This is a genomic window from Methylibium sp. (genome assembly GCF_013817345.1).
Taxonomy (GTDB): domain Bacteria; phylum Pseudomonadota; class Gammaproteobacteria; order Burkholderiales; family Burkholderiaceae_C; genus Methylibium.
In genome coordinates this window covers 23,707-37,218 of sequence record NZ_JACDCW010000034.1, presented here as the reverse complement: position 1 = coordinate 37,218, position 13,512 = coordinate 23,707, and the positions used below count along the sequence as shown (strand labels likewise).

The 13,512-nt window shown below is 70.7% G+C and carries 10 protein-coding genes; 4 read left to right on the top strand and 6 right to left on the bottom strand.

Translation table 11 applies throughout. The features are described 5' to 3' along the window. Positions 1 to 258: 258 nt before the first annotated feature. The 3 genes from H0W40_RS08680 to miaA form a co-directional block, all read right to left on the bottom strand. Positions 259 to 2,793 carry an FtsX-like permease family protein gene (locus tag H0W40_RS08680; RefSeq protein ID WP_292445372.1) on the bottom strand — a complete coding sequence of 845 codons (2,535 nt, stop codon included), beginning with the start codon at positions 2,791 to 2,793 and terminating at the stop codon, positions 259 to 261. A gap of 22 nt (positions 2,794 to 2,815) precedes the next feature. Next, positions 2,816 to 3,463 carry an ABC transporter ATP-binding protein gene (locus H0W40_RS08675; protein WP_292445375.1) on the bottom strand — a complete coding sequence of 216 codons (648 nt, stop codon included), beginning with the start codon at positions 3,461 to 3,463 and terminating at the stop codon, positions 2,816 to 2,818. Between the two features lie 160 nt (positions 3,464 to 3,623). Continuing rightward, positions 3,624 to 4,574 carry a tRNA (adenosine(37)-N6)-dimethylallyltransferase MiaA gene (gene miaA, locus H0W40_RS08670; RefSeq protein ID WP_292445371.1) on the bottom strand — a complete coding sequence of 317 codons (951 nt, stop codon included), beginning with the start codon at positions 4,572 to 4,574 and terminating at the stop codon, positions 3,624 to 3,626. A 216-nt stretch (positions 4,575 to 4,790) separates the two neighbouring features. Here miaA and H0W40_RS08665 point away from each other — a divergent pair, with 216 nt between their 5' ends. Beyond that, positions 4,791 to 5,210, top strand: a complete 420-nt coding sequence (locus H0W40_RS08665; RefSeq protein ID WP_292445369.1) for a PA2779 family protein — start codon at positions 4,791 to 4,793, stop codon at positions 5,208 to 5,210. Between the two features lie 190 nt (positions 5,211 to 5,400). Then, complete coding sequence (locus H0W40_RS08660; RefSeq protein WP_292445367.1) at positions 5,401 to 6,294, top strand: PA2778 family cysteine peptidase; 894 nt, start codon at positions 5,401 to 5,403, stop codon at positions 6,292 to 6,294. 33 nt (positions 6,295 to 6,327) lie between these two features. Here the strand turns inward: H0W40_RS08660 and H0W40_RS08655 are convergent, their stop codons facing one another. From H0W40_RS08655 to mutL, 3 genes are all read right to left on the bottom strand, one after another. Continuing rightward, the gene (locus H0W40_RS08655; RefSeq protein ID WP_292445365.1) at positions 6,328 to 7,620 is read right to left on the bottom strand and encodes a pseudouridine synthase; all 1,293 of its coding nucleotides are present in this window, start codon (positions 7,618 to 7,620) and stop codon (positions 6,328 to 6,330) included. Positions 7,621 to 7,669: 49 nt separating this feature from the next. Then, entirely contained in the window at positions 7,670 to 8,566 is an 897-nt protein-coding gene (locus H0W40_RS08650) for an alpha/beta fold hydrolase (RefSeq protein WP_292445363.1), read from the bottom strand. A gap of 70 nt (positions 8,567 to 8,636) precedes the next feature. Further along, positions 8,637 to 10,589 (bottom strand): DNA mismatch repair endonuclease MutL, encoded by a 1,953-nt coding sequence (mutL, locus tag H0W40_RS08645; protein ID WP_292445361.1) that lies wholly within the window; start codon positions 10,587 to 10,589, stop codon positions 8,637 to 8,639. A 105-nt stretch (positions 10,590 to 10,694) separates the two neighbouring features. Here mutL and H0W40_RS08640 point away from each other — a divergent pair, with 105 nt between their 5' ends. After that, positions 10,695 to 11,342 (top strand): DedA family protein, encoded by a 648-nt coding sequence (locus tag H0W40_RS08640; RefSeq protein WP_292445360.1) that lies wholly within the window; start codon positions 10,695 to 10,697, stop codon positions 11,340 to 11,342. 104 nt (positions 11,343 to 11,446) lie between these two features. Further along, positions 11,447 to 13,477, top strand: a complete 2,031-nt coding sequence (locus tag H0W40_RS08635) for a bifunctional metallophosphatase/5'-nucleotidase (protein WP_292445359.1) — start codon at positions 11,447 to 11,449, stop codon at positions 13,475 to 13,477. Positions 13,478 to 13,512: the final 35 nt, after the last annotated feature.

The following is a 13,512-nucleotide window of genomic DNA, read 5'->3' as shown; positions in this document are numbered from 1 at the left end:
GGGTGCGAACCGAAGTCGCGCGGCAGGCGGATCGGCACGCCGGGGCGCACGACAGGCGCCGCCGCGGTCTGCGCCTGTGCAGGCTGTGCGTGGCTCTGTCGCATCGCGGCGGCCAGTGCCGGAGCCAGCAGCAGCCTGCGGCGCAAACGACTCATGGCGTGCTGCGCCGCACGGGCGCGGCTTTTCGATGGCAGTCGAGTGCCGGGTAAGGCGCATACGCAAGCGCCGCGACGGCGGAGCGAGTGTGCGACGTCGGCCTCACCAGTCCTCCTTCACCGCCAGCACCGCATCGCGCGAGACTGCTTGCCGCGCGGCCAGCGCCGCCGTCAGCGTGCCGGCCGCGACGACGGCGGCGCACAGCCCGGCGAGCCGGCCCCAGGGCGCCAGCAGCTCCATCGTCCAGTGAAAACTTTGCGGGTTGACGACATGCACCAGCACCACACTCACCGCCAGGCCGAGCGCCAGTCCGAGCAGCGCGCCGGCCGCCGTCCACGCGGCGCCTTCGCCGGCCACGATCGCGAGCACCTGGCGGCGCGTGAAGCCCAGGTGCGCGAGCAGCCCGAACTCCTTGCGCCGCGCCAGCACCTGCGCCGAAAAGCTGGCTGCGATGCCGAACAGGCCGATGACGATGGCCACCGCCTGCAGCCAGTAGGTGACCGCGAAACTGCGGTCAAAGATGCGCAAGGAAGCGGTGCGTATCTCGCTCGCCTGCGCGAACTCGATCAGCGCCGGGTCCGGCGCCAGTGCGCGCAGCCGCTGCTGCAGCGCCGCCATGTCGGCCCCTGGCGCGAGCGTGAGCGCCAGGTCGTTGACGCGGGTGTCGCCGGTGAGGGCGCGAAAATCGCTCTCGGCGATCACCACGGCGCCATGCTGGCGGGCGTAGTCGCGCCAGACGCCGCGCACGAAGAAGTCGGCGTCGATGCTGCGCACCGATCCGTCGGCGCCGCTGTGCGTGAGCGGGAGCGTGAGCCGGGCGCCCGGCGCGGCATCGAAGAGCGCGGCCATCGCTTCGCTCACATAGGCGCTGCGTTCGCCCGGCATTGCGGGCAACAGCTCACCGACCAGCGGCAGCGTGCGCGCCGGGTCGACCAGCGGCCTTGCGATCAGCACAGGCGCCGGTCGCAAAGGGTCGAGCGGCATCGCGGTGGCGCGCAGCGCCTCAGCGCGCGCCACACCGGGCAGCGCGCGTGCCGCAGCCACGAAATCGGGCGGCAACCAGGCCGTCTCGCCGCCGCCGCCGGGCGAGGCGGTGCGCACGTAAAGATCGGCCGGCAACACGGTGTCGAGCCAGCGTGAGACGGCGTCGCGAAAGCTCGCCACCATGACCGTCAGCGCCACGGCCAGGCTGAGGCTGGCCACCACGCCAGCCACGGCCACCGTGGCGCTGGAGCGCAGGTGTCGCGCACGCTCGATTGCCAGCAGCCATTGCGGCTGCGTGCTCGGCCGCACCCAGCGCAGCAGCAGCGCCACGCCGGCCGGCACGCAGGCGATGCCGCCGATGAGCAGCAGCGCTACCGCTGCGTAGGCGAACAAGGCCAGACCGGCCACGGGCGGCGCGAGGGCGAGCAGCGCGCCGGCGGCCATCAGAGCGGGGCCCAGCCAGGGCCGGCTGGGTGCCTGGCCGGCTTCGCCCAGCCCCTTAAGGGCCTGCGCCGGCGCCATGCGCTGAGCCGCGCGCGCCGGCAGCGCGCCGCCGACAACTGCGGCCAGCACGCCCAGGCCTGCATAGAGCGCGGCGGCGCCGGCGGTAAACCGCAGCGTCGGCGCCACGCCTTCGAAATAGCCGCCGCCCAGGTCGCCGCCGAGCCAGCGCAGCGCGAGCAGCGCCAGGCCGGTGCCGACGGCAATGCCGAGCACGCTGCCGACGACGCCGAGCAGGGCCGATTCGGCCAGCACCAGCTGGAGCCGCTCGCGCGCCGTCAGGCCGAGCACGCCGAGCAGAGCGAACTGCGGCAGTCGCTTGGCTACCGCCAGCGACAGGATCGAGAACACCAGAAACGCCCCTGTGAAGAGCGCGACCAGGGCGAGCACCGTGAGGTTGACGCGGTAGGCGCGCGACACGTTGGAGAGTCGCGCGGCCGCCTCATCGGGCGCGGCGGCTCGCACATCCGCCGGCAATGCGAGCTCGCGCAGCACCGAAGCGCGGTCCGCCCCGGCGGCCAGCCGCACGTCGATGCGCGAGAGCCGCCCGAGCCGGTCGAACGCGGCCTGCGCGCCGGCGATGTCCATCACCGCCAGGGGCACGCCCGGCGCGGCATTGCCGCCGGCCACCCGGAGCGGCTGCAGGCTCAGGCCGCTCTGCACCTGCAGCGCCTCGCCCGCATCGAGTGCGAGGCTGCGTTGCGCGGTGGGGTTGAGGAACACCGCGTGGGGATCGAGCGTCGCGAACCGGCTGCTCCCTTCGGCGGCTCGCGGCAGCAGCGCCGGCGCGAGCTGCGGTGCCACCAGCGCGTCGATGCCGAGCACGCGCAGCGGCTTGCGCTTGCCGCTGGCGTCGATGGCATAGCTGTCGATCTCGATGACCGGCGAAGCGAGCGCGACTTGCGGATGCGCCGCCACGCGCGCATAGAGCGCCTCGTCGAATCCGCGGGTGCCGCTGCCGCGCAGCGTCAGGTCGGGCTCGCCGCCCACGCTGCGCACCGCGCCGGCGAACTCCGCCAGCGCCGAGGCATTGATGAGGTGCACCGAGAACGCCAGTGCCACACCGAGCATCACCGCCAGCATGGCGACGGCATGCCGGCCGGCGTGGTGGCGCAGTTCGGGCCAGGAGAGGTGGCGCAGCAGCGTGAACATCGAAGCAGCCTTGCGCGCTTCTTCAGGCGGGGATCAGACCGGTGGGCGTGAGCCGAAGCGCGCGGTCGGCGCGCCGTGCAGCGGTGGCCGAGTGAGTGACCAGCACGCAGGCCGCGCCTTCGCGCCGCACCTCGGCCGCCAGCGCGTCCATCACGCGCTCCGCGGTGGCCGGGTCGAGGTTGCCGGTCGGTTCGTCCGCCAGGATGAGCCGGGGCCTGTGGACCAGCGCCCGCGCGATCGCCACGCGCTGCAGCTGCCCGCCGGAGAGCTGTGCCGGCAGCCGCGCGCCCAGCTCGCTGATGCCCACGGCCGCCAGCATGTCCCGCACCCGCGCCGGGTCCGGCCGGCCGAGCAGCAGCAGCGGCAGCGCCACGTTGTCGCTCACGCTCAGGTGAGGCAGCAGGTGAAACGCCTGGAACACGAAACCGAGCTTGGCGCGGCGCAGAAGGGCCTGTGCGCGTTCGGGCAACGCGCTGATCGCCTCGCCGTCGAGCCGCACCGTGCCGGCGTCCACCGTGTCGAGCCCTGCAATGGCGTTGAGCAGGGTCGACTTGCCGACCCCCGATTCGCCGAGCAGCGCAATGAACTCGCCCGCTTGGACGCGCATGTCGACGTTTTGGAACACCGTGCTGGCGCCGTAGCGCTTGGCCAGGCCGGTGATCTCGAGCAGGCCTGCGTCGGCGGTGCGCGGCGGTGCTTCAGCACCCACCGGCAATGGCGGGCGTGCGTCGGTTCGGTGCTGCGTCGAGCTCATGACGCGCCGCACGGCGTGCGTGGCGGCCACCGGGCCGGCAAAGAGGGCTTTCTTGCCCAGCCGTGCGAGCGCTCGTTCATCCGTCCGCTTTCATCAGCCGCTGCGCCAGCGCCACTACCTGCCTGGTCGCGTCGGGCGCGTCGCAGGCCACGACGTGCCGCCACGGCATGCCGCGCAGCCAGGTCAGCTGGCGCTTGGCGAGCTGGCGTGTCGCGGCGCTGCCGAGCTCGATCAGGCGTTGCCGGTCGGGCGTATCGCTCTCATCGAGAGCCTGCCAGGCCTGTCGGTAGCCGACGCAACGCATGGAGGCCAGTCCGGCGTGCAGGTCGCCGCGCGCGCGCAGGCTGCGCACTTCGTCCACAAGGCCGGCATCGAGCATCTGCTCGAAGCGCGCGCCGATGCGCTCGTGCAGCCAGCCGCGGTCGGTCGGCTCCAGCGATATCAGCGCGCATTCCTCGGGCGCGGAGCGAACGCTGCTGAAGCGTCCGCTCTGCAAACTGGAGATCGTTTGTCCGCTGGACCGCCAGACTTCGAGCGCGCGCTGGATGCGCTGCGCATCGCCCGGCGCGAGGCGCGCGGCCGTGGCGGGATCGACCGCTAGCAACTCGGTGTGCAGCGCGGGCCAGCCGCGCTCTCTCGCCTCGGCATCGAGTTGCGAGCGGATGGCTGCATCCGCCGGCGGCATGGCATCGAGCCCGTCCCACAGCGCCTTGAAGTACAGCATGGTGCCGCCGGCCAGCAGCGGCAGCCGGCCGCGCGCTCGAATCTGTTCGATCAGCGCCTCGGCATCGCGCACGAACCGTGCGGCCGAATAGGCCGCGCTCGGCTCGATGATGTCGATCAGGTGATGAGGCACCACGTGTCGTTCGGCGGCACTCGGCTTGGCGGTGCCGGTGTCCATGCCGCGGTAGACCAGGGCCGAGTCGACGCTCACCACCTCGATCGGCAACTCGCGGGCCAGCGCCAGGGTGGCTGCGGTCTTGCCGGCAGCGGTGGGCCCGGCAACGCAGAGATAGCGCGGTATCACTTCGGCATCGGTGCGCGGGGCGCGCGCGCCGCTCGCTGGGCGCCGGGGCTCGGTCGGGGCATGCTCATCGAGGCGCGAGGGTACCCCGGGGCACGACGGTGCGTTGCCGCACAGCGGCGTGCAGGGGCTTGTCGGAGCATGTCTGCCAGCCGACCAGCATCGGTGCACGCGGCGCGTCTGTGGCGCGTCGGGTTCAGCAACCTCGAGGAGACTTCCATGAAGAATGCCAATAAGCGTTGGGTCGCCACTCTGGTGGCCATCAGTTTGAGTTATGCCGGCGCGCTGCAGTCGGCGCAGGCGGCGCTGGTCGCCACCGAGCAGGTCGCTGCCGAACAGGGCGTCGTGTCGATCGACGCACAGGCCATGCAGCAGCGCGCCCATGTGCTGTCGTATCTGGACCGCCCCGACGTGATCGCCGGCCTGCAGGAACGTGGCGTCGAGGCCGAGCAGGCGCGTGAGCGCGTGGCCGCGCTCACCGACGCCGAAGTGGCGCAGGTTGCACACACGCTCGACACGGCACCGGCCGGTGCCGGCCCGAGCATCCTGGGCACGATCGTGTTCATCTTCGTGGTGCTGCTGGTCACCGACATCCTCGGCCTGACCAAGATCTTCCCGTTCACGCGCTCGGTTCGGTGAGGCCGGCGGCGCAGCGTTTGCGTCGCCGACGCAGACGCTGCGGCGATTCGGACACAGGCCCGGATTCCACAGCGTAGCTATGCGACCTTCAGACCTGACGGGTTCCCCCGTGCGGCAGCCTGAGGCGTCCCGCAGCGCCGGGCTCGTCACAGCGGTTCTTGTCCTTGTCTTCAGCCTCGCCGGCTGCGCAGTGCTGACACCGCCTCAGACGCAGGCGCTGCTGGCCGCACCGCCGAGCGGGATGGCGGAGAGCGCCGAGTTGCGCAGCGTGCCCTTTTTCCCGCAGACGGAGTACGAGTGCGGTCCGGCGGCATTGGCCACGGTGCTGACTGCCGCAGGCATTGCGGCACGGCCTGAGGCCCTGGTCGAGCATGTTTATCTGCCGGCGCGCAAAGGCAGCTTGCAACTCGAGATGCTGGCCACCGCGCGCCGCGAAGGCGCCGTCGCGGTGCGGCTGCCGCCGACGCTGGAGGCGCTGTTGCGCGAAGTGGCTGCGGGCCATCCCGTGGTGGTGCTGCAGAACCTCGGCCTCGCCATCGCGCCGACCTGGCATTACGCGGTGGTCGTCGGCTATGACCTGGCGGCTCGCGAGATGGTGCTGCGGTCGGGTACCACCGAGCGCGAGGTGCTTTCCCTGCGCACTTTCGAACACACCTGGAGGCGCAGCGGCCACTGGGCCTTCGTTGCACTGCCGCCAGGGCGGCTACCGGCCAGCGCCAGCGAGAACGAGGTCACCGCCGCGAGCGTGGCCTTCGAGCGGAGTGCCGAGCCGCAAGACGCGCGGCGGGCCTATGAAGCCGCACTGCGGCGCTGGCCCGAAAGCTTGACGCTGGCCATGGGCCTGGGCAACACCCGCGTTGCCGCCGGCGACCTGCCCGCGGCCACCGCGACCTTCAAGGCCGCAGCGCAGCGCCACGACAGCACGCCGGCGTGGATCAACCTGGCCGAGTTGCACCTGCAGCAGTCGCACTTCACCGAGGCCGAGGCGGCCGCGCGCCGGGCGATCACGCGCAGCGTGGCAGAGCCGAACTGGCGTGCCGCTGCCGAGGAAACCCTCACCCGCGTGCTCGAAGCGCGACGCTGAGAGGCGGGGTCGACCGATGAGCAGGTGCCGGCGTCAGACGAAGGACTCGTAGGCCGCCAGATACCGCCACTGCCCCGCCGGCAGTTCGCCCAGGCCGATGCGGCCGATGCGGATGCGCTTGAGCGACAGCACCTGCAGCCCGACCAGCTCGCACATGCGCCGGATCTGGCGCTTGCGACCCTCGCGCAACACGATCCGCAAGTGCTGCTCGTTCTGCCACGACACCTGCGCCGGCTTGAGCGCCATGCCGTCGAGATTCAGGCCGACGCGCAGCCGCTGCAGCAACTCGGGCGGAAACGCGGTGTGCAGCGCCACCAGCTCCGGCTGCGCGCTCCACGCGACGCGCACCACGTACTCCTTTTCGACCTTGGAGTTCTCGCCGATCAACTGCTTGGCGACGCGCCCGTCCTGCGTGAGCACCAGCAGGCCGCTCGAATCGAGGTCGAGCCGGCCGGCGGGCACCAGGTGCTTCAACTGGCTCGCATTGAAGCGCTGCGGGCTCGCGTCGCCCTTCCAGCGGCTGGCGGCGTTGATCAGGGTGAAGGCGGGTTCATGGCCATCCTCGGCCTGGCCGCTCACATAGCCGAGTGGCTTGTGCAGCAGCACGGTGACGCGCTTTGCCTGCTCGAGCCGCGCCTGCGGGTCGATGGTGATCGCCTGCTCCAGCGCTACGCGCGCGCCGAGCTCATCGACGACGACGCCGTCGACGCGCACGAAGCCTTGTTCGATCCACTCGTCGGCCTCGCGGCGGGAAGCCAGGCCGAGCTCGCTCATGCGCTTGGACAGGCGGGGCAGGAGGTTCGCGGCGGTTGCGCTCGCGGGTGCCGGTGCGGTGCCCGGTCGAGGTGCACGCCGCTGCGCCGGGACGGCACGACCGCCTGACGTAGACGGAGGACGGCGCTCACCGCGCGGAGGTGCCGCCGGGCCGCGGCCGCGTTGCTCCCCTTGGGGCGCGCTGCGTTGCGGCGCCTGAGACGCATCCCGGCGACCCTGCGTGCGCGCCAAATCGCCCTGCGATGCAGGCCGGTCCTCGCGTCGTCCCTCATTGCGCTGCGGGCGTTCACGCGGCGCAGTCGCGGTCGGCGACGCGCCGGGGCGCTCTCGATGTTTTTCGGCGCGCGGCCCCTCGCGACGGGGGGAAGGCGCGCGTGCCGTTTCGCGTTGCGGTGCTTGCGCTGCCTGTTCTTCCTGAAGGCGCCGCGCTCTTTCCGCCTGCGCTTCGGCCAACGTCGGCCGGGGCCGCTTGGCACCGCTGCCTCGCAGCGGCGCACGGCGTTCACCGGCAGCTTTGGGCACGGCCGGCTTCTTGAGTTTGAGGGTCGTCATGGTGCCCCGATTGGAGCATGCAGGCTGCGGCCCGGCAGCGCGCGCGGTCTCAGGAACCGAGGCCGAACAGCTCGCTCAGCGCGCTGCGGTAGGCGTCCTGGCCGAGCGAATTGGTGTTGTGGTGCGAGCCGCCCTCCACAAGCACCCAGCGCTTGGGCGTGGTCGCGAGCTCGAACAGCGTTTGCCCCAGGGTCCACGGGATCAGCCGGTCGTTGCTGCCGTGAACCACCAGCAGCTTGGAGCCGATGCGGGCGATCTTCGAGCGCGCATCGAAGCGCTGCGAGATGAACGGGCCTACCGGCAACCAGCCCCACCGCATGCCGGCCACCACGTCGCGGATCGAGGTGAAGCTGCCTTCGACGATGAGCCCCGCCTCGTCGTCGGCGTGCGCTGCCAGATCAACGGCGATGGCCGCCCCCAGCGAGTGGCCGAAGATGAAGCGCTCGGCCTGTGGATGCTGCCCGGCCAGCCACTTCCAGGCGGCGCGAGCATCTTCATAAGCCATGGCTTCAGAGGGCAGCTCGCTGGAGGTTTGACCGAAGCCGCGGTAGTCGATCGCCAGCACGCTGAAACCGAGCTTGTGCATGCGGCGAACGCGGCTGGCGCTGCCCATCACGTCCCAGCGTGCGCCATGCAGGTAGAGCAGCACGGGGGCCGGTTTCCCGGCGGTGTCGGCCTGCGGCTGCGCATGCCACAGGCCGTGCAGTTTTGCGGGCCGGCCCGTCTCGCCGGACTCGAACTCGATCCAGACGGGCTCCATCCCCAGGGCCACCTCTTCGCCGGCCCACCAGGTCTCGGCCGCCGGCTGGAAGATCCAGCGCCGCTGCTGTGAGTCGAGCGTGCCGCAGCCGGCGAAGATGCCGAGCGACAGCAGGACGGCCAGCAAACCGAAGGCGATGCGGCGGGGGGAGAGATGCGGCGTACGGAAGCGGGCGGCGAACGGCATGCGTCACAGAGCGTCGGTGGAGTCGAGAAGTTCAGCGCTGCGCAGGCGAACCATGAAGATTGACGCTTTTTTACCGGCCGCGCATGAACAGTGCGTCGAGCTCGCGGATCGTTACTTGCCGCCAGGTCGGCCGGCCGTGGTTGCACTGGTCGGAGCGCGCGGTGGTTTCCATGTCGCGCAGCAGGGCGTTCATCTCGTCCAGGGTGAGCCGGCGGTTGGCGCGAACGGCGCCGTGGCAGGCCATGCTGGAGAGAATCTCGTGCTGGGCGCGTTCGATCGTGTGGCTGGCATCGAAGCGTGCCAGTTCGGCGAGCACCGAGCGCGCCAGCTCGACCAGGTCGCCACCGGCAAGCGCAGCCGGATGAGCGCGGATCGCAAGCACACTCGCCGAGAGCGGGGCGATGTCCAGGCCGAGGCGGGCCAGGGCATCGGTGTGCTGCTCGGCGGTGGCCACTTCGGTCGGCGTCGCCGAGAACGTGGCCGGGATCAGCAGCGGCTGCGCCTCGATGCGCGCCGCCTGAGTCTGCTCCAGGCCAGCCTTGAGCCGCTCGTAGACCACGCGTTCATGGGCAGCGTGCATGTCGACGATGACCAGCCCCTGCGCGTTCTCCGCGAGGATGTAGATGCCGCCGAGTTGCGCCACGGCGCGCCCGAGCGGCCACGCATCGGGCTCCTCGTGAGCGGATGGCAAAGCACCGGGCGGGACGTGGTCTGGTTCCCGCGTGCCGGCGTCCGCGCCCTGCTGACCCGTCGCCTGTGCGGCCGTGTCGGTGCCGGGCGCGTTGGCGCCGTTCACGTCCGCTGCCACGGCGCTGCCTGCCGCCCGTGCCGTCGCACCCCACAGGGCGCCGAACGTGGAGCGCTCGCGCACCTCGCCGCGGCTGCTCTGGCCGGAGCCGGCGCGCTGCGCATAGGGCGCCGTGCCGAGCCCGAGCGAGGACTGCATCGGCATTGGATTCCAGATTGCCGGTGCGGTGCTTTCGAAGGGGGAGGACGGCGCCGCCTGCGTGCGTGGGAGTGCCAGCGCGTCTTCCACCGCATACCGCACGGCCTGGTGCACTTCGCGCGCATCGCGAAAGCGCACCTCGGTCTTGGTCGGGTGCACGTTCACGTCGACCCTGTCGGGCGCAATGTCGACGAAGAGCAGGTAGGCGGGCTGGCGGCCGCCATGCAGCACGTCGTCGAAGGCCGCGCGCGCACCGTGCGCGATGAGCTTGTCTCGGACGTGGCGGCCGTTGACGTACACGTACTGCTGGTCCGCCCGGGTGCGCGCCGCATCGGGCAGGCCGACGCGCCCGGCGATGCGCAGCAGGCCCTCGCGTGCAGCGAGCAGGCAGCTGCGCGCCATGAATTCCTCGCCGAGGATGTCGCGCATGCGTTCGTCGGGCGGTGCCGCGCGCCACCGTGCGACGAGCCGGCCGTCGTGCCAGACGGCGAAACCGACGTCCGGTCGCACCAGGGCGTGACGGCGCACCGCCTCCAGACAATGCGCGAGCTCGGTGGCGTCGGTCTTGAGAAACTTGCGGCGCGCCGGCGTGCTGAAGAACAGCTCGCGCACCTCCACGCTGGTGCCGACCGAGCGCGCCGCCGCCGCCAGCTCGCCGCTGCGCGCGTCCAGGCGCTGCGCGTGCGGGGCGGCCTGCGTTCGGCTGGTGATCGCGACCTCGGCGACCGACACGATGGCGGCCAGCGCTTCGCCGCGAAAGCCCATCGTCGCCACACTTTCCAGTTCGTGCAGCGAGGCGATCTTGCTGGTGGCGTGGCGCTTGACCGACAGCGCCAGCTCATTGGCTTCGATGCCCGCGCCGTCGTCCTCGACCGTGATGGCTCGCACACCGCCGGCGAGCAGCTTGACCGTGATGTCGTGCGCGCCGGCGTCGAGCGCGTTGTCGATCAGCTCGCGAACCACCGAGGCGGGCCGCTCGACAACCTCGCCGGCCGCAATCTGGCTGATCAGCTCGTCGGGCAGTTCGAGGATCGGTCGGCGCGCAGACGCGACAGGCGCAAGGGGAAGGGCACTCACCAGCAAGATTGTAGGAGCCGTGTTTCCTGCAACCCCGAGCGGCGGCGTCCCACTGTGTGGCCCCTGTCACGCGCTCGGGCGAAAGCGCTGGACATAATGCCGCGCATGGAACTGATCGCCTTTCTGGTCGACTTCATCTTGCGGGTCGATGTGCACCTGACCAACTTCGTGCTGACCTACGGCACCTGGGTCTATGCGCTGCTGTTCGCCATCATCTTCGTCGAGACCGGCGTGGTCGTGATGCCTTTTTTGCCGGGTGATTCGCTGCTTTTCGTGGTCGGTGCGCTGTGCGGCGTCGGCTTGATGAGCCTACCCCTGTCGATCGGGCTTCTCATCGTGGCGGCGATCCTGGGCAACCAGTGCAACTACGCGATCGGTCGGCACTTCGGGCCCAGAGTTTTCCAGTGGGAGAACTCGCGCTGGTTCAACCGCCGCGCCTTCGACCAGGCCCATGCGTTCTACGAGAAGTACGGTGGCGTGACCCTGATCGCCGCACGCTTTCTGCCCTTCCTGCGCACCTTTGCGCCTTTCGTGGCGGGCGTGGCCATGATGACGCGCAGCAAGTTCACCTTCTACGACGTGACGGGTGCCGTGCTGTGGATCGGCAGCGTGACCGTGGCCGGCTACCTGTTCGGCAACATTCCCTGGGTGCAGGCGAATCTGAGCAAGATCATCTGGGCGATGATCCTGATCCCCGGCGTGCTCGCATTGCTCGGAGCACTGCGCGCGCGGCGCACGCAGGTCGTGGCCTGAGGCGCTTCGCACCGAAGAACGGGCGCCGCCACGCACCGGTGCCGGCGCGGTCACGAAGCTGACACCGGAGCTTGCCAAGCTCTCGGGTTTCCAAGGAGACCCGAATGCAGCTCGCGACCTTCGCCTGGTATCGCCGCCCGCTTGCCCTGTTGCTGGCCGCGAGCGCCCTGTCGGCCGGGCTGGCCGCGTGCGGCGGCGGCGACTCGGACGATGACGACGACGATCTGCCGCAGGCCGCCTTCACCCTCCAGGTGCTGCACGTGGCCGACATGGACAGCGGCGGCGACCTGGTCGAGAACTCGAAGGCGCTCTCTGCGCTGCTGCAGAAGTTTCGCGCCGAGCAGCCCGACAACACGGTCTTCCTGTCTTCGGGCGACAACTACATCCCCGGCCCCTTTTTCAACGCCGCCGACGATGCCTCGCTGGCGCCCGAACTCGGCGTGCCCTCCGCCGGACGCGGCGACATCGCCATCCTCAACGCCATGGGTCTGCAGGCCTCGACGGTCGGCAACCACGACCTCGACCTGGGCACCAACTACTTCGCGAGCCTGCTGCGCGCGACCGGCCCCGACGCCGACGATTGGCCCGGCACGGCATTCCCCTACCTGTCGGCCAACCTCGACTTCTCCGGTGACGGCAATCTTGCCGCGCTGGCCGCGCCCGAGAACGACGGCGCTGCGGCGGCCGAGCTGGCCGGCGAGCTGGCGAAGTACGCCGTGATCACGGTGAATGGCGAGCGCATCGGCGTGGTCGGTGCCAGCACGCCGACCCTGCCGAGCATCACCTCGGTGGGCGGCATCGCCGTGAGCCCGAGCGGCGCCGACACGGCCGACCTCGATGCGCTGGCAGCCGAAATCCAGCCCTCGGTCGATGCCCTGGTGGCCGGCGGCATCGACAAGATCATCCTGCTCGCCCACATGCAGCAACTCGACGTGGAGCGCGGGCTGGCAACGCGGCTGCGCGGGGTCGATCTCATCATCGCCGGCGGCTCGAACACGGGCCTGTACGACGAAGACGACCGCGTGCGCCCGGGCGACACCGACGGCGGCACCTATCCGCTGGAGTTCGCCTCGCCTGACGACGAGCCGGTACTCGTCGTCAACGTCGATGCCGACTACAAATACCTCGGCCGCATCGTGTTGCCCTTCGACGAGGAGGGCCGCGTGATCGTTGGCCGCCTCGACGAAGAGCTCAACGGCGCCTGGGCGACCGACGTCGAGGGTCTGACACGCGCTGGCGTGAGCGTGGCCGACGCAATCCCGGCGGTGGTGGCCATCGCCGACAAGATCGATGCGGTGATCGCCGCCAAGGACGGCAACCTGTTCGGTGCCGCCACGGTCTACCTGGAAGGCGACCGCGTGCTGGCGCGCAGCCAGGAAACCAACCTCGGCAACCTGAGCGCCGACGCCAACCTGGCCTATGCCCGCACGGTCGACGCCGGCACCGCGGTGTCGATCAAGAACGGCGGCGGCATCCGCTCCTCGATCGGCTCGCTCGACATTCCGCCCGGCTCGATCACCGGTCAGAAGGGTCCCACGCGCGCCAACGCAGAGGTGGGCAAGCAGGCCGGCGACATCTCGCAACTCGACATCGAGTTCTCGCTGCGCTTCAACAACGGCCTGTCGCTGCTGACGCTCACGGCGGCCGAGCTCAAGGCGGTCGTCGAACACGGCGTGTCGGACTGGCTGCCGGGCTCGACCCAGGGCAAGTTCCCGCAAGTCGGCGGCTTGCGCTTCAGCTTCGATCCGGCGCAGCCGGCCGGCTCGCGCGTGCGCACGTTGGTGGTCGACGATCCGGACGGCGGCGGCCCGCTCACCGGCCCGCAGGTGGTCTATTCGGGCGGCGCCTTCCAGGTACCAGGTTCGACCACCTACCGCCTCGTCACGCTCGACTTTTTGGCCGGCGGCGGCGACGCCTATCCCTTCAGTGCGCTGTCGGCACCGAGTCGCGTCGATCTGGTGAGCGCCTCGAGCAAGGTGTTCGCGACGCCGGGCGGCGAGCAAAACGCGCTGGCGCAGTTTCTCGCCGCGACGTTCCCGCGGGCCACGCCCTACAGCGCTGCAGATGTCGCCGCCGACGCTGACACGCGCATTCAGAACCTTTCGCTGCGCGCCGACACGTTGCCGCAGAACTGAGCGCCATTGCCCGCAAGACAGGCCGGTGGTCGTTC